Origin of the sequence: Aeromicrobium sp. Leaf245 (assembly GCF_942548115.1) — a bacterium.
GTDB lineage: Bacteria > Actinomycetota > Actinomycetes > Propionibacteriales > Nocardioidaceae > Aeromicrobium.
Genome location: NZ_OW824151.1, coordinates 2,861,768 through 2,887,246, shown reverse-complemented (window position 1 = coordinate 2,887,246; position 25,479 = coordinate 2,861,768). Strand labels below are relative to the sequence as shown.

Below are 25,479 nucleotides of genomic sequence, written 5' to 3'. Positions count from 1 at the left end.
GCACCGAGCGTGTCAGTCGACGACGACGCGCTCGGGGTGGGTGTACACGTTGAACGTCGTGCCACGGGAGAAGCCGACGAGGGTCACGCCGAGCCGGTCCGCGAGGTCGACGGCGAGCGAGGAGGGTGCACTCACCGCGGCCAGCACGGGGACGCCGGCCATCGCGGCCTTCTGCACGAGCTCGAACGACGCCCGGCCCGACACCTGCAGCACCGAGCCGGTCAGGGGCAGGCGATCCTCGCGGAGCGCCTGGCCGACCACCTTGTCGACGGCGTTGTGGCGCCCCACGTCCTCGCGCACCGCGAGGGCCTCGCCGGTGGACGAGAAGAGTCCGGCCGCGTGCAGCCCACCCGTGCGCTCGAACACCGCCTGCTGGTCGCGCAGCAGGTCGGGAAGGGCGCCGAGCACCTTCGCCTCGACCCGCACGGCGTCGGCCGACACGTCGAAGGCGGAGGTCGTGGCCACGGCGTCGATGGAGGCGAGCCCGCACACCCCGCACGAGCTGGACGTGTAGACGTTCCGCTCGCGGCTGGCCGCCACGACCCCGCCGGCACCGGTGACGCCCACATCGATGACGTTGTAGGTGTTCTCGTCGAGGTCCGGCGCGCAGTAGATCATCGTGCGCAGGTCGGCCGGGCTCGTGACGACACCCTCGGAGACGAGGAAGCCGGCGACGAGGTCGAAGTCGTGGCCGGGCGTGCGCATGGTGACGGCGAACGACGTGCCACCCACGCGGATCTCGAGCGGCTCCTCGGCCGCGAGGGAGTCGTGGCGGGGCGTGGCGCCCACGCCCACCTCCACCCGCAGGATCCGGCGGCGCTGCACGGGCTTGGTCATGCCGGGTCCTCGGTCGTCGCCGAGACCTCCGCGAGGGCCGCGGCCCGATCCGTCGCACGCTGCACCGCGTCGGTGCCACCACCGGCCAGGCCAGCGGCGTACCCGACGAGGAAGGTCGTCAGGGGCGCGGCGGGACGCACGACGGCGTGCGCGGCGACAGCCGCCAGGTCCAGCACCTGCGTCACGTCGGTCCCGGGGTCGTCCACGCCCAGCTCGGCGCACAGGGCGTGCCACCAGGTCTGCATCGTCTCGTCGCGGTCGCTCACGGTCGGTCCTCCTGGAGGGTCCTGAGGTCGTCGGGGGTGTCGAGGTCGTGGGTCGCTCCCGCCGGTGCGGGCGCAAGGGTCACGTCGAGGTGTGCGAACACGCTGTGCAGCGACGCGTCCGCGAGGTCAGGAAGGTCCCTCACGGTGCGTGCGGCGTCGGGGGAGAGCAGGGCCGACGTCCAGTGCGCCCGGCCGCTCTCGTCGGCGAGGACACGCGCGCCCCCGCCGAGCGGGGCAGAGAGCAAGGTGTCGACGAGCGCGGCCGCGCGGGGCAGGTCGGCCGCCAGCACCACCACGGGGAGGTCGTCGGGAAGAGCCCGCAGCCCGGCCTGGAGGCCGGCCGCAGGACCGGCGCCGGCCGGCTCCTCGCGGGTCCACCGCACGGGTCGCGGCGTGGGCCGCTCCGGGCCGACGACCACCACGGCCGCCTCCGTCGGCAGGGCGGCGAGCGCGTGGTCCAGCAGGGCCCGTCCGTCGACCACGGCGCGCGTCTTATCGGTCCCGTCCCACCGCCGACTGGTGCCACCGGCCAGCACGACCGCCCCGACGGCGGACCTCGGTGCGCCCGTCACGAGAGGTGCAAGGGCTCCGGGTTGGGACGGGACCGGTGCTCGGTGTCGCTCTCGGTCGCGTCCTGCGTGCCGTCCGCGCCCTCGCCGTCACGTGTCGCCGAGGGAGGGACGAGCCGGATGACCACGGACTTCGAGGTCGGGGTGTTGCTGTGCTCGGCCACCGAGTCGAGCGGCACCAACGGGTTGGTCTCCGGGTAGTAGGCCGCCGCCGTGCCGCGCGGGGTGTCGTAGGAGACGATGCGGAACCCGGGCGCCACGCGGTCGACGTCGTCGTCCTCCCAGTGAGTGACGAGGTCGACGACGTCGCCCTCGTTCCACCCGAGCGCGGCCACGTCGTCGGGGTGCACCATGACCACGCGGCGCGCGTCCTCGATGCCGCGGTAACGGTCGCTGAGCCCGTAGATCGTGGTGTTGAACTGGTCGTGGCTGCGCAGGGTCTGCAGCAGCAGGTGGCCGTCGGGCACGTGGAGCACCTCGATCGGCGACACCGCGATCTCGCCCTTGCCGCTCGTGGTGCGGAACGTGCGCGAGTCCCGGGGCGGGTGGGGGAGCACGAAGCCGCCCGGCCGGTCCACCTTGCGCTCGTAGTCCTCGCAGCCCGGCACGACGCGTGAGATGTGTCCGCGGATGATGCCGTAGTCCTCGGCCATCGCGTCCCAGTCGATGCCGTGCACGTCGCTCCCGTCGTCCTGGCGCAGCGTGGCCCGGGCGATGCCGCAGACGATCGCGGTCTCCGAGCGCAGCTCGGGGCTCGCCGGCTCGAGGGGGCCGCGCGAGGCGTGCACCGACGACATGGAGTCCTCGACGGTCACGAACTGAGGACCCGACGCACGCACGTCGATCTCCGTGCGCCCCAGGGTCGGCAGGATGAGGGCGGTCTCGCCGTGCGTGAGGTGGGACCGGTTGATCTTCGTCGACACGTGCACGGTCAGCTCGGCCTTGCGCAGCGCCTCGGCGGCGACGTCGGTGTCGGAGACCGCGTGGACGAAGTTGCCCCCGAGGCCCATGAACACCCTCGCCTTGCCGTCACGCAGCGCGCGGACGGCGTCGACGGTGTCGTAGCCGTGCTCGCGGGGCGGGTCGAAGCCGAACTCGGCCTGGAGCGCGTCGAGGAAGTGGTCGGGTGCCTTCTCCCAGATGCCCATCGTGCGGTCGCCCTGCACGTTGGAGTGACCTCGCACGGGGCAGACGCCCGCACCTCGCTTGCCGATGTCGCCGCGCACCAGCGCGAGGTTGACGACCTCCTTGATGGTCGCCACGGCGTTGCGGTGCTGCGTGAGACCCATGGCCCAGCAGTAGATGGTGGCGTCGGAGTCGGCGATCATGCGCGCCGCCTCCTCGATCTGCTCCCGCGACAGACCGGTCGCGGCGGCGACGACGTCCCAGTCCAGCGCGCGGACGTGCTCGGCCCAGGCGTCGTAGCCGGCGGTGTACTGCTCGACGAAGGCGCTGTCGACCGCCCCCCACTGCTCGAGCAGGTGGCCGATGGCCTGGAAGAGGGCGAGGTCGCCGTTGATGCGGATCGGCAGGTGCAGGTCGGCGATCGGCGTGCCGCGACCCACGACGCCGCGCGGCTTCTGCGGGTTGCGGAAGTTGACCAGGCCGGCCTCGCGGAGCGGGTTGATCGAGATGATCTTGGCGCCACGTCGCTTGGCGATCTCCAGCGCCGACAGCATGCGCGGGTGGTTCGTGCCCGGGTTCTGGCCGGCGATGACGATGAGCTCGGCGTCGTAGATGTCGCGCAGGCTGACGCTGCCCTTGCCGATGCCGATGGACTCGGCGAGCGCCACGCTGGTCGACTCGTGGCACATGTTCGAGCAGTCGGGCAGGTTGTTCGTGCCGAAGGCACGGATGAACAGCTGGTACACGAAGGCGGACTCGTTCGACGCGCGACCGGACGTGTAGAAGATCGCCTCGTCGGGGGAGTCGAGTCCCGTCAGGTGCTGCGCGACGAGCGCGAACGCGTCGTCCCACCCGATCTGCTCGTAGTGCGTGCCGCCCGGTCGCTTGACCATGGGGTGGGTGATCCGGCCCTGCTGGCCGAGCCAGTACTCGTCGTGGGCGTCGAGGTCGGCGATGGAGTGCCGGGCGAAGAACTCCGGCGTGGCCCGGGCCCGGGTGGCCTCCTCGGCGACGGCCTTGGCGCCGTTCTCGCAGAACTCCGCGGCGTGGCGCTCGTCGGGGTCGGGGTCGGGCCAGGCGCACGACATGCAGTCGAAGCCGTCGGCCTGGTTGAGCTTGAGCAGGGTCTGCCCGGTGCGCTTCGGCCCCATGTGGGACAGGGCGCGCTCCATCGAGACCCGGACGGCCGTGACGCCGGCGGCGGCGTCCTTGGGGGCGTGGACCTCCAGGCCGCTCTCGTCCTGGACGCCGAAGCCCGCGACGACCTGCGCGTCACCTGCTCCGGGTGCGTGCGGCGTGGACGAAGAAGTGCTCACGGTGGTCCTCCCGATGCGTGGCGGCGGTCACCTTCGACCGTACCCGCTCGGGGTCGGAGCCGCCTCGCGTGTGGGGAGGGCGCCGCTCAGACGGCGGCGACGCCGGTGCGCCGGCTGCTGCGTCGCCGAGGCGCGGCGACGGTGTCCTGCTCCGGGGCCTGAGCCTGCTGCGCGCTGAGGCCGGTGACGAAGTCGCCGATCTCCTCGATCGCCGCCCGTGCCTCCGGCACCCACGACGCGGCAGCCTGGAAGACGTGCACCTGGCGGTCCCAGACCTGCAGGTCGACGGGAACGCCGGCCTGCACCAGCCGTGCGGCCATGTGCTCGGCGTCGGCGAGCAGGATCTCGCGGGACCCGATCTGGATGAGGGCCGGTGGCATGTCCTCGAGGGGCATGTCGACCGGGCAGGTCCGCTGTCCGTGGATGCCGCGGCGCGTGTCCATGCGCAGCGAGACCTCGGTGAACTTCTCGAGGGCACGCAGCGGGAAGGTCTGGCAGCGGTCGGCGTTGCGGTGCTGGCGCTTGCGGGTGGCGTCGACGTCGAGCAGGGGCGAGATGGCCACCACGCCCGCGGGGCGGCCCAGACCGGCGTCGAGCACGGCGCGAGCCACGCTGAAGGCCAGGTAGCCGCCGGCGGAGTCGCCGGTGATGGTGACGTCCTCGGCACGGTAGCCCTGGTCGAGCAGCCAGCGGAACGCGTCGACGCCGTCGGCGACCGACTCGGCGATCGGCTCGTAGGGCATCTGGCGGTAGCCGACGTTGAGCACCGGCTGGCCGGACGCGTCTGAGATGCGCGAGACGAGTCGGCGGTGCGTGTTCAGCCCGCAGGTGAGGAACGCGCCGCCGTGGAAGTACAGGATCACCTTGGGGTTGCCGCCGTGGATGTCGCGCACGTCCCGCGCGAGCACCAGCTCGCTGCCGCAGCGCGCGAGGTCGACCGTGCGCCAGCTCGTCCCCTCCTGCACCGGCAGGAGCCGAGCGGCGTGCTCCAGCAGGTTGGGCGGGAAGAGGTCGAACGGCAGGCGCGTCCACAGGTCGAGGAGCGGGCGGACCGTGTGCCGCAGGCCCAGACCGAGGACCTGGGACTGCAGGCTCGCGCCCTCGACGAACCGAGCCTCGGCCGCCAACGACAGGTGGCCCACGGCCCCGGCTCGAGCGGATCGGCGATCCGTGGTGCTCCCCATGTGACTCTCCCGTCGTCATGCAGTGTTCACGAATATGTCACACCCGGTGACCTGCGCCACACGAGGTCGTTACCTTAGCGGCAGCCCTTCCTCTGCCGCAGGAGATTGATCGCATGCCCTTCATGCCCCCCACGGACTCGATGTTCCTGCTGGCGGAGTCCCGTGAGCACCCCATGCACGTCGGTGGGCTGCAGCTGTTCCAGCCCCCGGAGGGCGCCGGCCCGGAGTTCGTGCGCGACCTCGTCGAGGGGTTCCGCTCGGTCGACCACATCTCGCCGACGTTCCGCAAGAGGCCTGCCGAGCCCGTCGGCCTCGTGGGCCAGACGTGGTGGGCGCAGGACGACGTCATCGACCTGGAGTACCACGTCCGTCACTCGGCGGTCCCGCCGCCGGGGCGGATCCGCGAGCTGCTCCAGCTCACGTCACGCTGGCACGGGTCGCTCCTGGACCGGCACCGCCCGCTGTGGGAGACGCACGTGGTCGAGGGCCTGGAGGACGGCCGGTTCGCCGTGTACAGCAAGGTCCACCACTCGATGGTCGACGGCGTCTCGGCGCTGCGGCTCATGCAGCGCTCCCTCAGCGAGGACCCGGAGCGGCGCGACTGCGTGCCGCCGTGGGCCCTCCCGTCCCGGCAGCGGCCGACCACGGAGGTGTCCCGACGGCTGCCCGACCCCCTCGGCGTGCTCCGGGGCGGTCTGGCGGTGGCCGAGGACGTGGCCGGGCTCCTGCCGGCCTCGATGCGGATCGTCAACCAGATCGTCCGCGAGGGCGACGTCACCCTGCCGCGAGCGCCCAAGACCATCCTCAACGGTCCGGTGGGTGGTGCACGTCGGTTCGCGGCCCAGTCGTGGGAGATCGAACGGATCAAACGGGTCGCCAAGTCCTCCGCCACCACGCTCAACGACGTCGTGCTGGCGATGGTGGCCGGTGCGCTCAGGGAGTACCTGCTCGAGCAGAACGCCCTGCCCGACGACCCGATGACCGCCATGGTTCCCGTCTCCCTGGCGCTGCGGGCCGAGTCGGCCGGGTCGACCGAGGAGGCGACCGGCAACTCGGTCGGCGTGATCGTGGTGAACCTGGCCACCGACGTCGAGAACGGTGCGACCCGCCTGGAGGAGATCGCCTACTCGTCCAAGCGGGCCAAGAAGATCCTCGGTGGCCTGTCCCCGACGCAGATCCTCGCCTTCTCCGCCCTGCAGATGGCGCCGTTGGCCCTCACGCCCGTGCCCGGCTTCGTCCGGTACACGCACCCGCCGTTCAACGTCGTGATCTCCAACGTGCCCGGGCCGACGAGCCCGATGTACTACAACGGCGCCAAGCTCGACGGCATGTACCCGGTCTCGATCGTGCTGGACGGGCAGGCCATCAACGTGACGCTGTGCAGCCGGGACCGCTACCTGGACTTCGGCATCATCGGGTGCCGACGAAGCGTGCCGCACCTGCAGCGTCTGCTCACCCACCTCGAGACGTCGCTCGCCGAGCTCGAGACGGCCTGGGGCTGACCGGGGGCCGTCCTCCCGGGTCTCGGGGAGGACGGCCCGTCGGCGGGTGACCGGTCCGGTCCGGGTCAGCAGTCCGGGCGGTCGACGAACTGAGAGCCGTCCCAGTACTTCGAGTCCGTGAGCTCGCGGTTGGTGAAGTCCACCTCCGCGGAGCCGCCGATCTCGCCCAGCAGCTCGCCGCTGATGTTGATGCCGTAGGTGTTCGGGTCCTGGGAGTAGGTGTTCTCCGTCATCGTGCCGAAGTCGCGGGCGGCGTTGATGAAGTTGCTCGTCGCCAGCGGGTTGCCCGTCAGAGCCGCCAGGATCGGGGCGTCCTGGAGCGGGTCGCCCGTCAGCGGCACGGTGGCCTGGTACTCCTTGTAGGTCTGGTCGTCGGAGTTGGAGGCGATGTCGCCGGCGTCGGCGCCGTAGGACACGCCCATGGTGAGCGTGACGCTCTCGGGCTTGCCGTCCTCGTCCATGTTGAGTGCGTAGAGACCGTCGCCCGATGCCGTGGCCGAGGCGTCGACCCCGGTGAAGGTGCCGAAGGCGTCACCCTTGACGGAGCTGCGGTAGTAGGCCACGTAGCCGTCGGGGGTGGTCTTCGCGCCGAGGTAGGCGCCGGCCTCGACCCGCACCCCGGCGCCGACGACGATGTTCGACGCCGAGGCCGACGCGTTGCCCTCGATGCCACCCTCCACGAACTCCTCGTCGGCGTCGGGCACGCCGTCGACGAACTGGTCGAGCAGGCTGTTCAGCGGGTTGGGCGGGCCCTCGATGTCGCCCAGGATGGGGATCTTGTTGATGCCCGGGACGTCGGCCGGACCGGGGATCTCGGGGGCGACGGAGTCCTTGATCTGGTCGGCCAGGAGCCCGTTGAGGATGTCGTCGACCCCCGCCTCGTCGTCGGCGTACCAGGTCCGACCGGTCCGCCCGGCGAGGAGGGCCTCGGCGGTGGCCGAGGCGACGGCGCCGTACTTCTTGCCGTCGAGGGTCACGCTGACGTCGATGCCGGGCCCCACGCCGATCCCGACCTTGCCGAGGTCGACCTCGGAGACGCGGTACGTCCCGTCGGACAGCTCCTCGACGAGCAGCTCCTTGCCGACGGCGACGGTCACGATGAAGGACCCGGTGACCTTGACGCTGCCCTTGTCCGAGCCCACCACGCACGGGGCGTCGGGGATGCGCTCCTCGGGTGTGGGGGTCTCGCGCGGCGGCTCGCAGTCACCGCCGCCGGCGATGTTCAGGATCTGGCAGATCCGGTAGGACACCTCGGCCTTGAGCTGCGGGCTGGTCTGGACGATCGTGCCCGTGGTCGCGAGCACGAGGATCGAGGCGAGCACGATGACGCCGACGAGCTCGAGGGAGCCTTGGCCGCGCTCGGAGCGGCGGGTGCGAAGGAACATGTCGAGGGCCTGTCAGGTGAGATCCGGGGGGGTGCCGCGAGCGTAGGAAGCCCGGCGACTCGGGCGCCCGGGCCCTGGGACCCCGCCGGGTCCCATCGAGGGCCCAGCCCACGAGGGCCCCGCGCGGCGCGACGACGGCGCCCCTCCCTCTGCGGGAAGGACGCCGCCGTCGCGGGTGCCGTGCTTCGAGGCTCAGCAGTCGGGGCGGTCCACGAGCGCGTTGCCGTCCCAGTACTGGGAGTCCTCGAGCTCGCGGGTCGTGAAGTCGCCCTTCACCGATCCGCCGTAGTCGCCGATGAGGGACCCTCCGATCGTGAGCCCATAGGTGTTCGGGTCCTGGGAGTAGGTGTTCCGGGTGATCGTGCCGTCCTCCTTGGCCCGGTCGATGAAGCTCTGCAGCATGGCCGGGTTGGTCATCTCGGCCAGGATCTGGGCGTCCTCGAGCGCGTTGCCCGTCAGGGGGACGTTCATCTGGGTCTCGACGTACTTCTGGTCGTCGGTGTTGGAGCCGAGGTCGCCCGTCTCGGCGGCCAGCGTGTAGCCCGTGGTGAGCGTGACGCTCTCGGGCTTGCCGTCCTTGTCGAGGTTGACCGCGAACAGCGCCTCGCCCGAGGCTCCTGCCGACGCGTCGTCGAGACCGGCGGTGGCGAAGACGCTGCCGCCGACCTTGCCCTTGTAGTAGGCCGTGTAGCCGTCCTTCGTCTTCTTGGCGCCGAGGTACACGCCGAGGTTGACCTCGCCGCCCGCGCCGGCGGTGATGCCCGAGATCGAGGCTCCGGCGTTGCCCTCGAGCCCGCCCTCGACGAACTCCTCGTCGGGCTCGGGCAGGTCGCCGATGATCTGCTCGAGGATCGCGCGGGTGGGGTTCGGCGGACCGCCGATGTCGCGGATGCCGGGAAGACCGCCGACGATCGGGATGTCCTTCGGGCCGGGCAGGTCGGGAGCGACCGTGTCGAGCACCTCCTCGGCGATGAGGCCGTTGAGGATGTCGTCGACCTCTCCCTGGTCGTCGGCGTTCCACGTGCGTCCGGTCTGGCCGGCGAGGATCGCGTCGGCCGTGGCGATGGCCACGGCGCCGTACTTCTTGCCGTCGAGAGTCACGCTCACGTCGAGTCCCGGCCCGACACCGATGCCCACCTTGCCGAGGTCGACCTCGGTCACGCGGAACGTCCCGTCGGAGAGCTCCTCGATGAGCAGCTGCTTGCCCGCCGTCACGGAGACGACGAACGCACCCGTCACCTCGACGCTGCCCTGCTGGGATCCCACGACGCACGGCTCGTCCGGCAGTCGGTCCTCGGGGGACCGGGGGGCGTCCGGGGCCTCGCAGTCGCCGCCGCCGGCGATGTTGAGGATCTGGCAAATCCGGTAGGACACCTCGGCCTTGAGCTGAGGGCTGGTCTGCACGATCGTGCCGGTGGTGGCCAGCACGAGGATCGAGGCCAGGACGATCACGCCGACCAGCTCGAGTGAGCCCTGACCGCGCTCGGAGCGCCGCTTGAGGAACATGGTGACGACCTGTCGAGTGGTGTTGGGGGGAGAGGAGCAACGCCAGGATAGGGACCTCCTGCCCTGTCACACCCGGGCCCGTGGGCCCGGTACGGGCCCTAGGTGGACCCAGATCGGCGCCCGCGACCCACCCGTCAGCAGTCCGGGCGGTCGGCCATGCGGGTGCCGTCCCAGTACTGCGCCTCCTGGAGGTCGCGCGTGGTCAGGTCGCCGGAGATGTCGATGCCGATCTTGGGGCCCAGACCGGCCTCGCCGCTGTAGCCGTAGGTGTTCGAGTCGTCCTCGAAGACGCTGCGCGTGACCGTGCCGCGTTCCTGCGCCTCCCGGACGAAGTCGTCCGCGGTCAGCGGGTTGCCGAGCATCGCGAGGACGCGAGCGTCCTCCGTGACGTCACCGGTGAGCGGGATCTCGACGGTGACCTCGGTGTACTGGTCCGCGTCGCCCTCGGTCGTGTACTGGATGTCCGCCTTGCCGGCGATGCCGGAGGTGACCTTGACCGACGTGGGCTTGCCGCTCGAGTCCGTGTTGATCTCGATGAGGCCGTCGACCTTGCCGTTGAGCTGGCCCTCGGCGACGAGGAGGGTGCCGAACGCACTGCCCTCGAGCTCGGTCCGGTAGTAGGCGGTGTAGCCGTCAGGCGTCTTCTTGCCTCCGAGGTAGCCGCCCAGCGAGACGTCCGCCCCGGCGCCCGCCACGATCGCGGTGGCGGAGGCCCCGGCCTCGCCCTCGATGCCGCCCTCGATGAACTGCTCGTCCGGATCGGGCAGGTCGCCGCCGACGAGGTCCTTCGCGACGCTGTTGATCGGGTTGGGCACGAGCCCGAGGATCTTCTTGGGCGCGACCGCGTCGACGACCTTGCCCTTGGTCATGGTGCTCATCAGGTCGTCGAGCTCGTCCTGGTCCTTGGCGTACCAGGTGTTGCCTTTCTCGCCGGCCAGGAGGGCCGAGGCGTCGGCGGACGCACCGTAGCCGTAGTCGACGCCGTCGATCGTCACCGTGTTCTCGGCGCCGACGCCCGCCGTCACCCCCAGGCCCCCGGAGTCGACCTCGGTCACCTTGAACGAGCCGTCCGACATCTCCTCGACCATGTACTTCTTGCCCGCGTTGCCGGTGAAGAACGTGAACGAGCCGCCCACGCTCGCCTCCGTGCTCGTCGAGCCGGCCAGGCACGGGTCGTCGGGCAGCCGGTCCTCCGGACTGGGCACCTCGGCCTCCCCGGGCGCCTCGCAGCTGCCGCCGCCGGCGAAGTTCAGGATCTGGCAGATCCGGTACGAGACCTCCGACTTGAGCTGTGGGCTGGTCTGCACGATCGCGCCCGTGGTGGCGAGGACGAGGATCGACGCGAGGATGATGACGCCGACCATCTCGAGGGAGCCTTGACCGCGGTCGGGGCGTCGGGGCGAGAGCAACATGGGTGAGACCTGTCCGTGGGGATCAGAGGGAGATGACGATGCTGGAGACGAGGACCAGTGCGACGAGGGCGACGACCAGCAGCCCGGCTCCGATGTAGACGAAGATCCGGCCACCCTGGACGAACGTGTCGATGGCGCCCCGCGAGGGTCGCTGGGGGTCGTAGAGGACGGGCACGGCCGTCCCGGGCGAGGGCCCGAGTGACTGCTTGACCGATGAGGTGTGCTGGTGCACCTCGCCGTGCTGGTCCTGCCACTGGAAGGTGGGGTAGATGGAGGTCGTGCCGCGGTCGGCGCGGCCCGTCCGCCGATCGACGACCACCCCCGTCGTCCGTGTCCACCCGCGCATCATCCGGGTGCGGACGATGCCGATCGTCAGGAACACGGTCCCGAGCAGTGCCGGGATCCCTGCGGCGAGGACGGGCGCGAGCGCGGCATCGGACACGGGTCAGCCCTTGGAGGCCTCGGCCTTGACGACGACGGTCGACAGGACCTCGGCGGGTACGTCCTCGGAGTCCGCGGACAACGCGGTGACCTGCACCTGGGTGCCGTCCGCCAGGTCGAGGACCAGCGTGCGCGTGGCCAGCTCGGGCGTCACGGCGGGCGAGGCGGAGGCCGACGGAGAGGCGGTGGGGATCGGCGCCTGAGCCTCGTACTCGAGGAAGTAGGCGCTCGAGGCCTTCGGCCAGACGATCTCCTGCGGCTCGATGTTGCGTCCGCCGAGCGTGGCCATGGCCGAGATGGCGAGGGCCTGGGCCGCCTTGTCGGCCGGCTGCTGCGGGTCGGTGATGACCCGGACGTCGACGCCGCCGGTGGCGATGCCGTCCTGGACCTGGCCGCGCCAGACGGTGGACGTGATGTTGTCGGCGGGCTGGGCCTCGGGCTGCTTGTCCCAGTCCGAGGGAACGGCGATGCTGACGGCGCCCAGGTCCGTCTCGGTGAAGCCGGTCGGCGTGCCGTCGGCGGGCTGGATGACCTGGTCGTCGGGCACGGTGGCGGTTCCCTCGGAGTCGGAGTCGGAGCCCGAGCAGGCGCTCAGGGCGAAGGCGGTCGCGACGAGTGCGGCAGCGAGTCGGAGGTTCATGGGACTCATCGTCTCATCGCACCGCGTTGCCGCTGGTGCGGCTCAGCGCGAGCACGAGGAGGAAGGCGACACCGGCCCACAGGACGAGGTCGACGAGCGCGGCCGCCAGAGGGAGGTCGCTGACGAGCTGCCCGGCGAACGACGCCCCAGCCCAGCTGGAGAAGTTGAAGACCCAGCCGATGACGAGGCCCAGGAACAGACCTTCGGGGGCGTCGTCGGGGCGCATGCGGGTCCACCAGATGAAGGCCGTCACGGCGAGCGCGGCGATGACGAGGAAGCTGCGCGTGATGACGCCGCTGGTGACCGAGGCCTGGTCGACGGCGACCACACCTGCGATGACCGCGGCGACCATGGTCAGGACACCGGCCGTCAAGGCAGTGCCGAGGACGATCATCGGTCGCATGGTGGCTCCTAGGAAGAGGGCGACCCCGCAGGGTCGTGGTCGTGGCGAGAGGGACGTCAGGAGGGGAGAGCCGGCAGCTGCCGCGCTCTCCCCGTCCCGATGGGCTGGTGTCAGCCGGCGTTGAGGATCTCGGAGATCTTCTCCTGGATCTTGCCGGTGATCTCGCCGGGGTTGATGGCGGCGACGATGGCGCCGACGAGCAGGGCGGCGATCACGACGATGCCGACGTACTCCAGGGTGCCCTGGCCCTTCTCCTCGCGGGGAGCGTGGACGGTGGCGAGGACGGTGCTGTAGAGAGCGAGGGCCTTGGTGTACATGGTGTCTCCTGAGGGATGAGGTGGTGGTGGGTGGTGCTGGGAGTTCGTGGTGTCGGCCGGTGTTCCTTGCTGACACCAGAACGTTAAGCGGCCCGATGGCCCCGGTTCATGGGCCCGAAGACCCGGACCGGACCCAGATCCGCCCGATCCGTCGCCCGGGTCGGTGCCGGCGTCTCGAGCTCGGTGTCGCGGTCGCGAGAGGGTCCGGACATGCCGAACGGGGAGGAAGCGCGGTGCGCTTCCTCCCCGTTCGGGGGTGGCTGGACTCAGCCGGCGTTGAGGATCTCGGAGATCTTCTCCTGGATCTTGCCGGTGATCTCGCCGGGGTTGATGGCGGCGACGATGGCGCCGACGAGCAGGGCGGCGATCACGACGATGCCGACGTACTCCAGGGTGCCCTGGCCCTTCTCCTCGCGGGGAGCGTGGACGGTGGCGAGGACGGTGCTGTAGAGAGCGAGGGCCTTGGTGTACATGGTGTCTCCTGAGGGATGAGGGGGAGTGGTGGTCGTGGTGTCGGCGGGTGCTGCGTCCTGCTGACACCAGAAACGTATGCCGCCCGACCGACCCGGTTCATGGGCCCGAAGACCCGGACCGGACCCAGATCCGCCCGAACCGCCACCCGTCCCGGGTGGCCTAGGGTCGTGGCATGACCAAAGGTGGAGAGAGCCCGCAGGTGCGCCTGCTCGTCGACGGCCGTGACGTGGCCCCGCTCGAGCGCGCCACGTCCACCCGGGCCCGCAGCAAGGGTTTGCTGGGTCGCGACGCGGTGGCGGGGGCGTTCTGGCTCGATCCCTGCCGGCACGTGCACACCATGCGGATGCGTTTCGCCATCGACGTGGCCCTCGTCGATCGCGACCGTCGGGTGCTCCACGTCCAGACGATGCCGCCCGGACGGTTCAGTGCGGTGCGGCTCCGGTGCCGCTCGGTGATCGAGGCCGAGGCCGGTGCGTTCGAGCAGTGGGGTCTCGTCGCAGGCAGCTCGGTCCAGGTCGGCTCGTCCGACGACTGAGATTCGTCCCGGGCCGGCGGGTCCCCCCTCGGTGCCGGCACCTGGAGCTCGGTGTCGCGGTCGCGAGAGGGTCCGGACATGCCGAACGGGGAGGAAGCGCGGTGCGCTTCCTCCCCGTTCGGGGGTGGCTGGACTCAGCCGGCGTTGAGGATCTCGGAGATCTTCTCCTGGATCTTGCCGGTGATCTCGCCGGGGTTGATGGCGGCGACGATGGCGCCGACGAGCAGGGCGGCGATCACGACGATGCCGACGTACTCCAGGGTGCCCTGGCCCTTCTCCTCGCGGGGAGCGTGGACGGTGGCGAGGACGGTGCTGTAGAGAGCGAGGGCCTTGGTGTACATGGTGTCTCCTGAGGGATGAGGGGGAGTGGTGGTCGTGGTGTCGGCGGGTGCTGCGTCCTGCTGACACCAGAAACGTATGCCGCCCGACAGACCCGGTTCATGGGCCCGAAGACCCGGACCGGACCCAGATCCGCCCGAACCGTGACCCGGGAGGTGACAGGTGCGTCAGCAGCCGCGGTCGACGAACCCGCTGCCGTCCCAGTAGCTGGAGGACACCATCGTGGAGTTCGTGAGGTCGCCGTTGACGCCCAGGCCACCCTCGGCGCCCGGGATGTCGATGGAGACGTTGGCGCCGTAGGTGTTCGGGTCGACCTCGTACTGGTCGAGGCTGACGGTGCCGGTCTCCATGGCGGACTGCAGGAACTGGGGCGCCTGGTACATGTTGGCGGCCGACAGGTAGATGCCCGCGTCGGTCGCGACGTCACCGGTGAAGGGGACGTAGGCCGTAGCGACGTAGCTGTCCTGGGTGTCGGTCGCAGGCCCGACGTCGCCGGACTGTGCGTTGGCGCCGCCGGTGAGGGTCATGGTGATGCCGAGTGGCGTGCCGTCGGGTCCGAGGTGGATCTCCCGCACGAGAGTGCCGCCGGCCATGGCCTGGGCCTCGCCGCCGAAGGCCGACGCCCACGCGGATCCGTTGGCCTCCACCACCGACGTGAGGACGTAGCCCTCCGGGGTCGTGCGGGCGCCGGCGAAGACGCCCATGTCGAGCTCGGCGCCCGTGCTGTAGACGATTCCGGCGAGCGCCGCGCTCGCGTCGCCTTCCAGTCCGAGCTGCACGTACTGCTCGTCGGGCTCCGGCGGCGGACCGGCCAGCTGGTCGACCGCCCACCGCACGGGGTTGTCGAGGGCCTCCAGCTCTCCGATCACGGGGATGTCCTGGACGAACGGGATGTCGGCCGGGCCCGGGATGCGCGGCGCGACCTGGTCGAGGGCCTGCTCGCCCGCGACGCGCACGAGGAGGTCCTGCAGCTCCTGCTCGCTGCCGGCGTAGTAGGTCTGGCTGGCGAGGCCGGCGAGCGCGATGTCGGCCCCGGCGTAGGCGGTGGAACCCTGCTGCACGCCGTCGACGACCACGTTGCCGTCGACCCCGATGCCGACGCCGTACCCGAGCGAGCCGGCGTCGTGCACCGAGACCCGGTAGGTGCCGTCGGACAGCGTCTCGATGGTCATGCCCTGCTCGCCGGTGGCCGAGACCACGAAGGAGCCGGTCGCCGAGATGGACCCGCTGGTCGAGGAGACGACGCACGGCTCGTCGGGCAGCCGTGACTCGTCCACCGCCGGCTTGCCGTCCGGGCGGGCGTTCTCGTTGCCCCAGGGGGAGTCGGGGTCGGCACCGTCCTCGCCGGGGATCTCGTCGCCCGGGTCCTCGCAGCCGCCTCCGCCCAGGGAGGTGATCTGGCACACGCGGTAGCCGACCTCGGACCGGAGCGCGGGGCTGGACTGAACGACGACGCCGGTCGTGGCGGCGACGAGGATGGAGGCCAGGACGACGACGCCGACCGTCTCCAGGGAGCCCTGCCCTCGTTCGGACCGCCGGTGCGTCGCGAGCAAGAACATCGGGATCACTCGATGAGGCGGGCGTTCGACCGGTCGATGAGGTCGATCAGCGGGTTGAGGCCGCCGGAGCCGAGGTCGCCGAGGTCGGTCACGTCCTTGAAGATCGTGACGCCGTCGCACTCGAGGGAGAAGCTCGGCTTCGGCTCCTCCTCCTCTTCTTCCTCGTCCTCGTCGTCACCGTCGTCGGCGCGCGCGACCGAGGGGGTCACCTCGTAGGACGAGAGCTCGATGTCGGGCAGGGACTCGGTGAGGTCGCAACCGGGGAGGTCGAGCTTGGCGCGAGCCTCGCTGTAGTTCTGCTCACCGTCGATGGAGCGGCCTCGGACCTTGGCGAAGGTCTCGAAGGAGAGCAGGCCCGACACCGCCGGCCGCGGGATGTAGGTGACCAGGGTGCCGTCGTTGCGCTGGGCGTACTCGATGGCGGCGCTCTGGCCACCTCCGAGGTCGACGCTCTGCACGACCGCGAGGAGACCACCGGCCGGGAAGGCCTGCAGGTTCCTGAGCGCCTCGACGAGGTCCTCCTTGAAGGCCTCGACCCCGGCCAGGGCAGCGGCATCGGCGGCGCTGCGGCTCTTGGCCTTCGCGTCGGAGGCGTTGGTGAGGGGAAGCGCCATCGCGGTGAAGATCGCCAGACCGAGCAGCATCGCCACCACGAGCAGGGACAGCGCGGCCGCACCACGCTCGTCGCGAGCACGGGCCGGACGTCGGCGGGCGTGGTCGAGCACGGTGACTCCTGCAGGGTCGTCAGGACGGAGGGGGGAGCTGTCGGCGCGGGGGCGCAGCGACTCGTCCAGCATAGGTGCGGCGGCGTCGTCGGACATGGGTCCCCGGACCCATCCTGGTCCCACCGGTGCAGGTCCCCTCGACTCCTGGTTCACACCGCGCCGCCCGGTCCGTCCGAGGCGCCGAGCCAGAGGCTGATCGCCTCGGCCCTGGTCGTCACCCCGAGCTTGGGGAAGATGTTGTTGAGGTGGTTCTTCACCGTCTTCTCGGCGAGGAAGCAGGACCGCGCGATCTCGCGGTTCGACAGGCCGCGTGCCACGTGCTCCATGATCTCGGTCTCGCGGCCGGTCAGGTGCCACTGGCTCGTGTCGCGCGGGGGCGGCGCCTGGCCGGCGGCGCTCAGCAGCGCCTCGGTGGCGGCTGGTCCGAGGACGGACGAGCCACGGGAGGCGCTGACCACGGCGGCCACGATCTCGTCGGGCTGGTGGGCGCCGTGGACCAGGTAGCCGCGGGCCCCGGCGGCCATCGCACTGCGGATCACGTCGAGGTCGTCGGCGTACGTGAGCATCACGACGTGGCTCGTCGGTGACATGGCGGCGGCGGCGCCGACGCCGTCGAGGCCCGGCATCCGGACGTCGCACAGCACGACGTCGGGGTCGAGTCGTTCGTTGAGCGTGACGCCCTCGTTGCCGTCGGCCGCCTCGCCCACGACCGCGATGCCGTCCTGGGCCTCCAGGACGTTGCGCAGACCCATCCGCACGACGGCGTTGTCGTCGACGATGAGGACCTTGATGTCGGTGCTCATGGAGCCACCCCCCTTGTAGGAGCACGGTAGGGCAGAGGTGCCCCGGCGTGCTCGGTGTTCACTCGCTGACGGTCGTTCATCCCGGTCCCTTCGCGGCACGTGGCGTGCGCACGGTGACCGTGGTGCCTCGCCCTGGTGCCGTGACGAGGTCGAGGGTGCCGCCGACGTGCTCGGCGCGCTCCCGCATGCCGACGAGGCCGTAGTGGCCGGTCGGCGTGAGGTCGGGGTCGAAGCCACGACCGTCGTCGCGGATGGAGATGACGATCGAGTCCGGATCGCCCGAGCAGGTGATCGCGACGTTCTCGGCCCCCGAGTGACGATGGATGTTCTCGACGGACTCGCCGGCGATCGCCACGAGCTCGCGCTTGACGCTGTGGTCGCAGTCGGCGACGCCACCCACGGTGAGGATGGTCTGCACGCCGCCCTGCGTGAGGCTGTCGGCCATGGTCCGCAGCTGCTGGGCGAGGGTGCGGTCGTCGGTCTCGGTGCGCAGGTCCACGAGGATCGAGCGCGCGTCCTGGGCGGCCGACTCCGCGGCCTGCTGCAGCTGGGTGGCCTTCTCCGTGAGCTGGTCCGGACCCTTGGCGGCCCACGCCGGGAGGGCGGCGGCCGCGAGGGCGATCCCGTGCAGGGCCTTGGCCACCGAGTCGTGCATGTCGCGGGCCAGGCGGGCGCGCTCCCGCTCGATCGCGGCGTCGGCCGACAGGCGGCGCGCGTTCACCTGCTCGCGCTCGGCCGACTGCAGCAGGAAGCGGGTCAGGATGCCCATCGCGCCCAGGGTGGCCGAGCAGATCGGGACGATCAGGATGCCGATGAACTCGGTCTGGGTGTCCTGCTCGATCGCGATCAGCACGATGGAGCTCACCTGGATGGCGAGCACGAGCGTGGCCATGCGCCGGGGGAGCAGGATGCCGATGAGCACCGACGTGGAGAACGTGTAGACCAGCAGAGGACTCTGCGCACCCAGCAGCAGGGCGAGCGCGGTGGCCACGAGGACGTCGAGGACGAGCAGGATCGGGTGCGCCATGACCTTGCGCGTGAGCAGGTCGGTCGCGTACAGGCCTGCGGTGCTGCTGAGGGTGATGAAGCCGATGGCCGTCAGGCCGACGGTGCTGGTCACTGCGTCGCCCGGGGTGATCACCACGATGAGCAGCGACGTCAGGCGGAGGAGGAAGGCGAACTGCACGACCTTGGCGACGAGGTGCGCCTCGGGCACCGACGCACGAGGGCGTCGGGGGCCGTCACCCACCGAGCACACCGCCGAGGTCGACGTCGGCACCCAGGTACATGCCGACCGCGATGATGACGATCGTCGGCGGCACCATCGCCATGGAGACGAGCAGCGTCACCCGCGGAACCGTCTTGGCGGCCTTCTGGCGGGACCGCTGGGCGGCGTCGCGGCGGCTGTCGCGCGCGATGCCGTTGAGCGACTCGGCCAGGGGCGCACCGAGCTCCTCGGCCTGCAGGAAAGCCGACACGAACGACGACATCGACTCGGAGTCGCAGCGGTCGCGCAGGTTGGAGAACGCCTGCCGACGCGGCACGCCGACGTCGAGCTGGTGGAGCGTGAAGGCCATCTCGTCGCGCAGGGGACCGGTGAACCGCGCACTGACCCGGTCGAGCGCCGAGCGGAAGGCGATGCCGGCGCCGACGGTGACCGCGAGGACGTCGAGGAAGTCGGGGAGACCGTCGTCGATCGCCTCTCGACGTTGACGCTGGTGGCGCGACAGCCGTCCGAAGGGGAGCAGCGGGATCGCGAAGAGCGCGATGATCGCCTGGACGAAGCTGCCCAGCATCACGAAGACGAGCGAGACCGCGCCGAGGAACATCGCGTACTTGGTGAGCAGCTGGAGGAACGTGTCGACGGTCATGCCGTCTGGTCGCCCCGCCAGGTCGATGCGACGGCGAATGGAGGCCACGGTGCGAGGTCCGAGCAGCAGGGCCAGCTGGGGCGCGAGCCGTCGGGCGAACCGGTCGAGGGGGCTCACCTGGCGCTTGCGACGGTTGGCGTCGCGCAGCAGGGCGATGTCCGCGACGTCCCACGCCTCGAGGGCGTCGGCGCGCGCCATGCGCCACCCGAGCGCGAAGACGACGAAGCAGCCGGTGATCAGCAGTCCGAACAGCAGCGGCGACATCAGAGATCCACCCTCGTCATCTTGCGGACCGCCCAGATGCAGCCGGAGTACACGGCCACGGCGAAGATGATCGCGCCCTGCCCGAGCGGGTTGGTGATCATCTCGTCGACGGTGCCGGGGTTGATGCCCTCGAGCAGGAAGACGGCGAGCCCGCTCACGCCGAGGACGGCGTAGGCCGTGGCGATCGTCTGGGTGTAGAGCGTCTTGATCTCGCGCCGGACCTCCTTGCGGGTGTCCAGCGTCTCGGCGATGTCGCGCAGGGCGGTCACCAGACCACCACCGGAGCGGGCGCCGACGACGAGCGAGCTCACGAGGATCCCCAGCTCACGGGAGGGCAGGCGGCCCTCCAGGTTCGACAGGGCGGTGTCGAGCGGGACGCCGAGCTGGATCTCGTCGGAGACCGTCTTGAGCTCGGAGTGCGCCGGCTCGGCGAGCTCGTCGGCGGCGAGGGCCACGGCGGTCCGGATGGAGAGCCCGGCCGAGGCGGCGTTGGAGAGGGTGCGGGCCAGCTCGGGCATCTGGGCGATGAAGTCCTCGGTGTGCTTCTCGCGCAGCTTGCGCACGCGTCCGCGCACCAGGAGCGCCCCGACGACCACCCCGACGGGGGCGAGCAGCCAGGACAGCGTGACGCCGAGGGCCACGACGATCGTGGCGCAGAGCGCGGCGATGATGAGCAGCAGGTGCCGAGGCTTGACGTTCCAGCCCAGCAGGTTGATGGCCTCCTGCGTCCAGGGCCCGATCCGCGTGCGCAGGATGAGCTTGTCGACCCTCGATCGCCGCGCCAGGGTCATGTCCTCCACGACCCGGGGGTTGACGGCGAGGGCCAGGCTCGCCTGGGCCCGGACGTCCAGCCAGAACTGGTAGAGGGCCCCGATGACGAGGCAGGTGGTCGCGAAGGCGAGCAGGATCGTCAGCGCCATGGTCAGTCCAGGGCGGGTGACGTCGCGCCGTCGGGCACTGCTTCGCCGGCGAGCTGGAGCCGACGCACGAACGCCAGCGGGAGGGGACGGAACACGTGCTCGCCGCGGGAGACCTTGCCGGCCTCGATCGGCTCGGGCACGTACTCGCTCAGGGTGTGGAGCTTGTACGGCTCGCGACCCTTCGAGGAGAGCAGGGCGACGCGGGTGATGCGACGGGTGCCGTCGGCGGCGCGGTCGAGCTGGATGATGAGGTCGAGCGCGTTGTTGACCTGCTCCTGGACGGCCTGGAACGGCAGGTCCAGGTCGCTCATGCTGGCGAGCGTCTCGGCGCGGCTCAGGGCCTCGTCCGGGCTGTTGGAGTGGATCGTGGTGAGCGAGCCCTCGTGGCCGGTGTTCATGGCCGAGAGCATGTCCATGGTCTCGCCGCCACGGACCTCGCCGACGATGATGCGGTCGGGCCGCATGCGCAGGGCGTTGCGCACCAGGTCGCGGATCGTGACCGAGCCCTTGCCCTCGACGTTGGCGGGGCGCGACTCCAGGCGGATGACGTGGGTCTGCTGGAGGGAGAGCTCGGCGGCGTCCTCGATCGTGACGATGCGCTCCCGCTCGGGGATGAACGACGACAGCGAGTTCAGCAGCGTCGTCTTGCCCGAGCCGGTGCCGCCCGAGACGAGCACGTTGAGCTTGGCCCGCACGCACGCGGCCAGGAGGTCGGCGGTGCGCTCGTCGAGCGTGCCGATGGAGACGAGCTGGTCCATCGAGAACGGCCGCGGGAACTTGCGGATCGTGACCACGGGACCGTCGAGGGCCAGCGGGGGCAGGATCACGTTGACGCGCTCGCCGGTGCGCAGACGCGCGTCGACCATCGGGCTCGACTCGTCGACGCGACGGTTGACCGTGGACACGATGCGGTCGATCGTCTGGAGCAGCTGCTCGTTGCTGACGAAGCGTTCCTTCGCGAGCTCGATCCGACCCAGGCGCTCGATGAAGATCTGGTCGGGGCCGTTGACCATGATCTCGGTGACGGCGTCGTCGGCCAGGAGGGGCTCCAGCACGCCGAGCCCGAGGGCCTCGGCGACGACGCGTCGGATGAGCGAGGTCCGCTCGCGGCTCGAGAGAAGGGGGCCGCGGGAGGCGACGAGGTGCGTCATGACCCGCTCGAGGCGGGCGCGTCGCTGGGGCAGGTCGAGCTTGGAGAGCTCGTTGAGGTCGATCTCGTCGAGCAGCTTCTCGCGGAAGTCGGCCACGAGCACGTCGTCGGCCTCGTCCGTCATCGCCGTGATGGTGCGGTCGACGTCCGCGCCGGACGACGCCACGGAGCTGGTGCCGAAGGTCTGACGCTTCACGGCATGACGCTCTCTCGGGTGAAGGAGAGGTCGAAGAAGGGCACGAGGTCGGGCACGTCGAAGCGGGCTCGGACGCCGTGGCCGGGGCCGAAGGTCTGCACGTCACCGGGGCCGACCTCGAGCCAGCCGGGCAGGGACTCGTTGAGGACCGTGGTCGCGGTGCCGGATCCCTGGGACTCGGCGCGCGCCGCCTGGCGGACGGCCGTCTGGGCCGTGGTGATGGCGTAGAGCGAGAGCGCCACCTGGGCCAGCAGCATGATGACGATGACGACGAGGGGCACGACGCCCACGACCTCGAGGGTCGAGGTGCCGCGCTCCGAGCGTCGCTGGGGGCGGTTGCGATGGCCGAACATCAGTTGTCCTCCCTGACCACGGGTGTCTCCGACGTGAAGACCAGCTTGTTCACGGTGACGCCGGGCAGCAGGAGCGGCATCTTCGATCGGACCTGCACCGCGCTGCTGCTGTCGAGGAGACGCACCGTCATGTTGTCGCGGAACCAACCCGGGACGTTGTCGAGGGCCTTGTCCTCGATCTGGCTGAGGCTCGCGCCGATGCCGGCCTCGCGCGCGGCCTCGTCCGAGGCGTGGCTCGTGTACGCCGCGGAGATGCCCCAGAGCCCGATCTGCCAGATGAGCAGCATGAGGAAGAGCACGATGAAGATCACGCCGGCGAACTCGACGGTGGCCTGACCCGCCTCGGCGGTGGGCGCCGGCGCGGCGTCCTCGCCCTTGCGCTTGAACAGCGTCCGGCGCTGGGTCGTGGCGGCGGAGGTGGTCGAGGAGGGCACCGTGCCGATGTCGTCGGCGAGGTCCTCGATGCGCTTCCACCACACCTTGGACTGGATCTCCGCCGGGTCCTGGTGGTTGAGGCCGCGCTGGAGGACGGTGAACGCCTCGGGCAGCGTGGTGGACAACGGGGGTGCGGGAAGCAGACGGGACGCCGCCTCGGGCTGGATGTCGCTGTCCTTGCTCGTCCGGTTGAGGACGATCTTGACACGGTCGACGTCGCGAGCGCCGACCCGGCTCCACTTCTCGACCGTGCGGTGGACGCCGCGCAGGGCCAGCAGGTCCGGGGTGGTGACCAGCAGGGCCGTGTCGGCGAGCTCGACGGCGGCGGCGCTGGCCGGGTTGACGGCGGCACCGCAGTCGACGACGACGAGGTCGAACTGGCGACGCAGGGCGGCCAGGATCAGCACCGTCTCGCGGTCGCCGACGAGTCCGATGTCCTCGATCTGGGCCGGACCGAGCACCGTGGCCAGACCCGACGGCTTGCGGTGGACCGCCGAGCCGATGGTCTGCGCCGAGAGGTCGTCGGCGACCTTCGCGAGGTCGGAGACGTCGAGCCGGTGCTCGATGCCGAGGAAGTCACCCACGTCGCCGGTGTCGAGGTTGAGGTCGACCAGGCAGACGCTGCGGCCGGGGACCCGGGTGACGGAGTCGTGGGCGAGGTGCACGGCGAGCGTGGTGGTGCCGACGCCGCCCTTGGAGCCGTGGACGGTCACGAGCCGACCGCGGGAGCCGAGGTCGGAGTCGTTGGAGTCGCTCACGAGGTGCCGGCGCATCTGCTGCACCCACTCGCCCGCCGACGTCAGCCGGCTCTCGAGCTCCTCGTGGGAGACCGGGTAGCGCAGCACGCCGCGTGCTCCGGCGTCCATGGCGGCCGAGAACACCTCGGGCGTGAACTCCTCGCTGAGCAGCAGGAGCGCGGTGCCGGGGCGACGCGCCGCGATCTCGCGGAACACCTGGAGGACCGGGACGGGACCGACCTGCTCGTGGATGAGGACGATCTCGGGGTCCCGCTGGGTGACCAGCTCCTGGAGCCGGACGGTCGACTCGGCCACGTCGACGATCGTGAACCCGTCGAGCTCCTCGACCTGGGCGCGCAGCTCGTACCCGGCCGTCTGGTCGGGTGCCGCGATGAGGACGGTGCGAGCCATCAGTTCTCTCCCTTGGGGATGTCGAGATCGTCGGCGTCGACCTTCTCGCGCTCGTCGGAGCGGTTGCTGGTGTTCGTGCCCGGTGGCAGACCCACCAGTCGCACGACCTGCGCGAAGGAGTCCGCGTACGTCACGGAGAGGGCGGCCGTCGGCTCCAGGGCCAGCGTGACCGGGATGACCTGCTGCTCGGTGAGCTCGTCACGGTCGGTGGTCTGGGTCCGCGTCTCCGCACCCCGCACGGACACGACCCGCACGTTGCGCACGAGCACGCGCGAGGTGCCGGTGCCGGCGTCCTCGCCGAACACGGCGTAGACGTCGACGAAGTCGCCGGCCCGGACGCGACCGGCGACGCCGGTCTTCGCGTCGACGGTGAGGGCGATCTCTCGCTCGTTCTCGTTGAGCGCCGACGTCGGCAGGATCATGTCGTCACCGATGTAGGTGCCCTGGGCGAGGTTGAACGCGACCCGGCGACCGACGACGTCCTCGGGGTTGCGGGTGGCCTGCTCGGAGACCCACTTCTCCGGCACCTCGACGGACTCGAGGTCGTCCTCCTCGATCACGGCGTAGGCGGACAGGTCGTCCGCCGCCCGGTAGACGGTGATCTTCGGCGCGACCTGCGAGTTCACGGAGCCGATGTACTGGATCGCCACGAAGAACAGCGCGACGGCGGCCAGTGCGGCGGCGAGCATGATCAGCACGCCACGGCGTTGACGGGGGTTCACTCACGGTCTCCTTCGGGGGCGGACGATCCGCTCGGGGCCGGGACGGGGGTCTCCGGGTCGAACTCGGGCAGGGGAGTGGGAGCCGGGTCGTTCAGCTCGGGGGCGTCGGTGCTCATCCCGCACACGGGACAGGTCGGTCGCGCGTGGCGCAGACCGCACCCGAGGCAGTCGACGACGTCGACGGGGCGGGAGTCGGAGTGGTAGGCGAGCGGGATCGCGACGAGCTCGACGGCGCGCTCGGTGCCGTGGGCGTCGACCTGGTCGCGGACCGAGCTCATCTCGCTCGTGCTCTGGGGCTGCAGAGCCTGGCGGACCGCGTCCACGACCCAGGTGTCCTGGGTGGCCCTGGAGTGCAGGAGTGCGGTCTCGGGGAGGGGGTCCAGCCCGGAGATCGGCGCCTTGGGGGCCCGCACGATCCTGGGTGTCGGGTGGTGCACGGTCAGGAAGCCCGAGCCGGGGAGCCAGGACATCGCGTGGTGCCACAGCGAGGGGTTGGGGTTGCGGCTCTTGGCCACCGACGGCAGCCAGGTGGCCGACCACGCCTGGGCACGCAGCAGGTCGATGGCGTTCAGCTGCCAGGCCAGACCGTCCTCGGCGTCGTCGATGTCGTCGACCAGCGAGGAGAGCACGCCCACCGCGAGCGGTCCGCCGGGGAGCGGCTCGATGCAGGTCCGCAGCCCCGGGTACCGCACCGAGGCGTAGGAGACGAGGGTCCGCACCTCCTCGTAGTCGGCGACGGCGCAGGTGACGATCGGCAGCTCGCCAGCTCGGTGGACTCCGGCGATGGTCGTCTCGACGGCATCGGGATGACGGATGTCGGCGACGGTCAGGCCGTCGTGCTCACCCGACAGACCCAGGGACGAACCCAGCCGGGTCACCAGCACGACGCGACTTCTCATTGGCTCCCCCACCATGGTCTTGTCGTCCCTCGGGCCACATGGCCTGAAGGACGAACGTACGGTATCCGGATACGTCCCCGTTGCGAAATCCAACGGTGCAGCGGGTCAAGTGTCACGCTTTTCCAAGAAGTCGTCACCTGTCTCACAGTGCGGCCGGTCCTGGACCTTGCTCTAGACTCCTGG

27 protein-coding genes are annotated in these 25,479 nt (G+C 70.8%); 2 read left to right on the top strand and 25 right to left on the bottom strand.

Going from position 1 to position 25,479, the window contains the following annotated elements; translation table 11 throughout:
* Positions 1–12 precede the first annotated feature (12 nt).
* From fdhD to NBW76_RS14110, 5 genes are all read right to left on the bottom strand, one after another.
* A complete protein-coding gene (fdhD, locus tag NBW76_RS14130; protein WP_055968656.1) occupies positions 13–837 on the bottom strand; it encodes a formate dehydrogenase accessory sulfurtransferase FdhD in 825 nt (274 codons plus the stop codon).
* Positions 834–1,103, bottom strand: a complete 270-nt coding sequence (locus NBW76_RS14125) for a DUF6457 domain-containing protein (RefSeq protein WP_082480458.1) — start codon at positions 1,101–1,103, stop codon at positions 834–836. The genes fdhD and NBW76_RS14125 overlap by 4 nt, the downstream gene beginning before the upstream one ends.
* Complete coding sequence (locus NBW76_RS14120) at positions 1,100–1,639, bottom strand: molybdenum cofactor guanylyltransferase (RefSeq protein WP_255353960.1); 540 nt, start codon at positions 1,637–1,639, stop codon at positions 1,100–1,102. The genes NBW76_RS14125 and NBW76_RS14120 overlap by 4 nt, the downstream gene beginning before the upstream one ends.
* 32 nt (positions 1,640–1,671) lie before the next feature.
* Positions 1,672–4,113: an FdhF/YdeP family oxidoreductase gene (locus tag NBW76_RS14115; RefSeq protein ID WP_369797018.1), complete on the bottom strand. Its 2,442-nt coding sequence runs from the start codon at positions 4,111–4,113 to the stop codon at positions 1,672–1,674.
* An 86-nt stretch (positions 4,114–4,199) separates the two neighbouring features.
* A complete protein-coding gene (locus tag NBW76_RS14110; protein WP_156364641.1) occupies positions 4,200–5,297 on the bottom strand; it encodes an alpha/beta hydrolase in 1,098 nt (365 codons plus the stop codon).
* A gap of 113 nt (positions 5,298–5,410) precedes the next feature.
* On the opposite strand from NBW76_RS14110, the gene NBW76_RS14105 reads away from it, so the two are divergent.
* The gene (locus NBW76_RS14105) at positions 5,411–6,799 is read left to right on the top strand and encodes a wax ester/triacylglycerol synthase family O-acyltransferase (protein WP_082481144.1); all 1,389 of its coding nucleotides are present in this window, start codon (positions 5,411–5,413) and stop codon (positions 6,797–6,799) included.
* Positions 6,800–6,864: 65 nt separating this feature from the next.
* On the opposite strand, the gene NBW76_RS14100 is transcribed toward NBW76_RS14105, so the two are convergent.
* The 8 genes from NBW76_RS14100 to NBW76_RS14065 form a co-directional block, all read right to left on the bottom strand.
* Positions 6,865–8,184, bottom strand: a complete 1,320-nt coding sequence (locus tag NBW76_RS14100; RefSeq protein ID WP_055968649.1) for a hypothetical protein — start codon at positions 8,182–8,184, stop codon at positions 6,865–6,867.
* 192 nt (positions 8,185–8,376) lie between these two features.
* Positions 8,377–9,690, bottom strand: coding sequence for a hypothetical protein (locus tag NBW76_RS14095; RefSeq protein ID WP_055968646.1), 1,314 nt, complete (start codon positions 9,688–9,690; stop codon positions 8,377–8,379).
* 134 nt (positions 9,691–9,824) lie between these two features.
* Positions 9,825–11,102, bottom strand: coding sequence for a hypothetical protein (locus tag NBW76_RS14090; RefSeq protein WP_055968644.1), 1,278 nt, complete (start codon positions 11,100–11,102; stop codon positions 9,825–9,827).
* 22 nt (positions 11,103–11,124) lie between these two features.
* Complete coding sequence (locus tag NBW76_RS14085) at positions 11,125–11,544, bottom strand: DUF3592 domain-containing protein (protein ID WP_056552159.1); 420 nt, start codon at positions 11,542–11,544, stop codon at positions 11,125–11,127.
* A 3-nt stretch (positions 11,545–11,547) separates the two neighbouring features.
* The gene (locus tag NBW76_RS14080; protein ID WP_056552156.1) at positions 11,548–12,183 is read right to left on the bottom strand and encodes a hypothetical protein; all 636 of its coding nucleotides are present in this window, start codon (positions 12,181–12,183) and stop codon (positions 11,548–11,550) included.
* Between the two features lie 13 nt (positions 12,184–12,196).
* Positions 12,197–12,586, bottom strand: a complete 390-nt coding sequence (locus NBW76_RS14075) for a hypothetical protein (protein ID WP_055968638.1) — start codon at positions 12,584–12,586, stop codon at positions 12,197–12,199.
* Positions 12,587–12,696: 110 nt separating this feature from the next.
* Positions 12,697–12,903: a hypothetical protein gene (locus NBW76_RS14070; protein WP_056579135.1), complete on the bottom strand. Its 207-nt coding sequence runs from the start codon at positions 12,901–12,903 to the stop codon at positions 12,697–12,699.
* Between the two features lie 266 nt (positions 12,904–13,169).
* On the bottom strand, positions 13,170–13,376 hold the full coding sequence (locus NBW76_RS14065) for a hypothetical protein (RefSeq protein WP_056579135.1): 207 nt from the start codon (positions 13,374–13,376) through the stop codon (positions 13,170–13,172).
* A 173-nt stretch (positions 13,377–13,549) separates the two neighbouring features.
* Between NBW76_RS14065 and NBW76_RS14060 the strand changes: the two genes are divergently transcribed.
* Complete coding sequence (locus tag NBW76_RS14060; protein ID WP_250246801.1) at positions 13,550–13,912, top strand: DUF192 domain-containing protein; 363 nt, start codon at positions 13,550–13,552, stop codon at positions 13,910–13,912.
* Between the two features lie 134 nt (positions 13,913–14,046).
* Here the strand turns inward: NBW76_RS14060 and NBW76_RS14055 are convergent, their stop codons facing one another.
* The 12 genes from NBW76_RS14055 to NBW76_RS14000 form a co-directional block, all read right to left on the bottom strand.
* Positions 14,047–14,253 (bottom strand): hypothetical protein, encoded by a 207-nt coding sequence (locus NBW76_RS14055; RefSeq protein WP_056579135.1) that lies wholly within the window; start codon positions 14,251–14,253, stop codon positions 14,047–14,049.
* A gap of 165 nt (positions 14,254–14,418) precedes the next feature.
* Positions 14,419–15,810, bottom strand: a complete 1,392-nt coding sequence (locus NBW76_RS14050; protein WP_156364735.1) for a hypothetical protein — start codon at positions 15,808–15,810, stop codon at positions 14,419–14,421.
* 5 nt (positions 15,811–15,815) lie between these two features.
* Positions 15,816–16,631, bottom strand: coding sequence for a hypothetical protein (locus tag NBW76_RS14045; RefSeq protein ID WP_156364736.1), 816 nt, complete (start codon positions 16,629–16,631; stop codon positions 15,816–15,818).
* Positions 16,632–16,684: 53 nt separating this feature from the next.
* Positions 16,685–17,338: a response regulator transcription factor gene (locus NBW76_RS14040; RefSeq protein ID WP_055966545.1), complete on the bottom strand. Its 654-nt coding sequence runs from the start codon at positions 17,336–17,338 to the stop codon at positions 16,685–16,687.
* A gap of 76 nt (positions 17,339–17,414) precedes the next feature.
* Positions 17,415–18,554, bottom strand: a complete 1,140-nt coding sequence (locus NBW76_RS14035; RefSeq protein ID WP_156364737.1) for a sensor histidine kinase — start codon at positions 18,552–18,554, stop codon at positions 17,415–17,417.
* Positions 18,555–18,579: 25 nt separating this feature from the next.
* The gene (locus NBW76_RS14030; RefSeq protein WP_055966552.1) at positions 18,580–19,473 is read right to left on the bottom strand and encodes a DUF5936 domain-containing protein; all 894 of its coding nucleotides are present in this window, start codon (positions 19,471–19,473) and stop codon (positions 18,580–18,582) included.
* Entirely contained in the window at positions 19,473–20,393 is a 921-nt protein-coding gene (locus tag NBW76_RS14025) for a type II secretion system F family protein (RefSeq protein ID WP_055966555.1), read from the bottom strand. Before NBW76_RS14025 ends, NBW76_RS14030 begins: the two co-directional genes overlap by 1 nt.
* A gap of 2 nt (positions 20,394–20,395) precedes the next feature.
* Entirely contained in the window at positions 20,396–21,739 is a 1,344-nt protein-coding gene (locus NBW76_RS14020) for a CpaF family protein (protein WP_235492920.1), read from the bottom strand.
* Positions 21,736–22,092, bottom strand: coding sequence for a TadE/TadG family type IV pilus assembly protein (locus tag NBW76_RS14015; RefSeq protein ID WP_056553692.1), 357 nt, complete (start codon positions 22,090–22,092; stop codon positions 21,736–21,738). Before NBW76_RS14015 ends, NBW76_RS14020 begins: the two co-directional genes overlap by 4 nt.
* A complete protein-coding gene (locus tag NBW76_RS14010; protein WP_056553695.1) occupies positions 22,092–23,675 on the bottom strand; it encodes an AAA family ATPase in 1,584 nt (527 codons plus the stop codon). The genes NBW76_RS14015 and NBW76_RS14010 overlap by 1 nt, the downstream gene beginning before the upstream one ends.
* Positions 23,675–24,397, bottom strand: coding sequence for a Flp pilus assembly protein CpaB (gene cpaB / locus NBW76_RS14005; protein WP_055966565.1), 723 nt, complete (start codon positions 24,395–24,397; stop codon positions 23,675–23,677). Before cpaB ends, NBW76_RS14010 begins: the two co-directional genes overlap by 1 nt.
* Positions 24,394–25,296, bottom strand: coding sequence for a hypothetical protein (locus tag NBW76_RS14000; protein ID WP_156364738.1), 903 nt, complete (start codon positions 25,294–25,296; stop codon positions 24,394–24,396). The genes cpaB and NBW76_RS14000 overlap by 4 nt, the downstream gene beginning before the upstream one ends.
* Positions 25,297–25,479: the final 183 nt, after the last annotated feature.